At 40.1% G+C, this 1939-nt stretch carries 3 protein-coding genes; all 3 read right to left on the reverse strand.

The window, feature by feature from the left end:
* Positions 1-120: 120 nt before the first annotated feature.
* Positions 121-786, reverse strand: a complete 666-nt coding sequence (locus H5202_RS21535; protein WP_182773846.1) for a hypothetical protein — start codon at positions 784-786, stop codon at positions 121-123.
* A 620-nt stretch (positions 787-1406) separates the two neighbouring features.
* Positions 1407-1586 carry an endonuclease gene (locus H5202_RS24855; protein ID WP_220493964.1) on the reverse strand — a complete coding sequence of 60 codons (180 nt, stop codon included), beginning with the start codon at positions 1584-1586 and terminating at the stop codon, positions 1407-1409.
* 172 nt (positions 1587-1758) lie between these two features.
* The coding region (locus H5202_RS24070) for a hypothetical protein (RefSeq protein ID WP_220493965.1) at positions 1759-1939 on the reverse strand (181 nt) is incomplete at its 5' end.

The following is a 1939-nucleotide window of genomic DNA, read 5'->3' on the forward strand; positions in this document are numbered from 1 at the left end:
TACATCACTGGATATTACAGTGAAACTAGACCCCATCAATATAATGGTGGGTTAACGCCAAATGAGTCAGAACGTTTATATTGGAATGACTCTAAAACCGTGGCCAATATTACTTGACCACTACACACAACCGTCTAGTCGGTAGTGAAAATCAGGAATACCCTTTACTTTGGCAAGTTGTCGAGTAAATGTTTGCACTCTCCCGTCAACGTTTTTCCTAAACCTAGGGTTTGATTCGTCATACGTACCTTTAGCAAGCTCTATTTCTTTTTCGATTGAAAGCCTCTCAAATCCAGCCTTCATTACTTCTGAGATTGCGTGTCGATGTGGGTGGTATTTTTCTACTGTGTTGTATACTTGAGCGAGTATTTGCGCGTGGATATTGATGGGCAAGGCGATATGTTGTTTATCTGGCTTATCCGCCGCCCTAAGTGCCCTGCAATCTATCTCTGAAAAGTATTGTCCTTCAATAATGCATAGTTCAGATAGTTTATTTAATGTAATGCCAATCTGTCGCAATGAGGAATGTGCATAGTGGCCTCTAAGGTTATCTTTTAGCTTCTTCCATTCCTTGTCTTTAGACAGCAATGAAAAATTAGAGCTGCCCCAGTAGCGAACAATATAACTTAATGAAGAAAGGTAATTGTTAAGCGTATTAACCGCAAAGTTGCCACTTACCGATTGCGCTTTCAAATGCTCTAAAATGTGGCACATTACATCTTGGACATTCTCCCTGTGATCTTCGCTAATACAGGTAAATAAAAGGTCTTTACGGGCTTGACCCAATGCAGTGAAATCCCATTTTTCACCATAGCGTAGTGATTTTAAGATGGTTGATTTTCAATGTTTGAAGTCTCAACTCCTATTTCAATCTAAGCCAAGCAGGCTGGGGGAAGTGGACCAATTTCAAATGAAAAAATAGCTTCATACTTCCTGTCTTTAAATATAAAAAACCAGCCTACTTTTTCATTTGTTCTCAATATTTATATTGTCAGACTCACTCACTGAGAAGTCATAGGCGGCCGGATGTAGAGTGGTAAAGAGCGAAATGGAAGCTTAAAGTCGGCGTTGTTGACTTAATCGATTGAAGGGTAATTGCCCAATGTGATGAGTAGATTGGCCAATTGATCCAATATCAAAAGTCATTATGGGTAAGGCAAAGAGCGAGATCGTTAACTGGAAAGAGTATAAAAGGCATTGGTTAATCGTGGCTCGATCACCTTTTAGATAGATGAAGAATTTATCTCAACTTGGCACTGTAAAGAGCACTAGGTGCGCGGGGGCGAGGCCATACCAACAGCGATCATGCTAATACAATTCAACAAAGTTGGTGGCAAAAAATATTTTTGTGCCTTTCGTTACATCACTGCAAGGGTTGTACTGTCCAACAATGATGGACGATATTGTCAATCACACTTGTTAGCCACAAATTGATTCCCTAGGCCTTGAGAACTAGTGATCCTATCATTTCGAAGACATTCAAATTCATCCACTGGATCTAACCTATCCCACGCAAGCATTAGCACTAATGTATCTGTGGATATGGATTGCCAATTTAATCTATTCCAAATAGCCAAAGTGCCCATTGAGAGACATGTAAAAATCCGAAGTGCGGCTATACCATTCGATCCTCAATACCAAGAATAGTTGGCTAGGAGAAAATCGAAAAGACAAGCTCGTAACTCTTGGAATGAACTTGCTCTCACTGCTTTATAAGTTGCATTGTCCTGAACAGCGTCTATACCGGAAAGTATTTTCCTATAGTGATGGCCAAAAATTGCCAGCTAGTTGATTCGCCAATGATACATTTCTAACGCCTACCAACATGTTTCCATCTTCGGTGAAACTTAAAACTATTTTGGTAGCAGGACGATTATCATCGAATAGATAACTGTACTTTGCGGTTATTCTTTCTGCATCAGCCTGAGTTCTTGCCGTC

Origin of the sequence: Shewanella sp. SG41-4 (assembly GCF_014164505.1) — a bacterium.
Classification (GTDB): Bacteria; Pseudomonadota; Gammaproteobacteria; order Enterobacterales; family Shewanellaceae; genus Shewanella.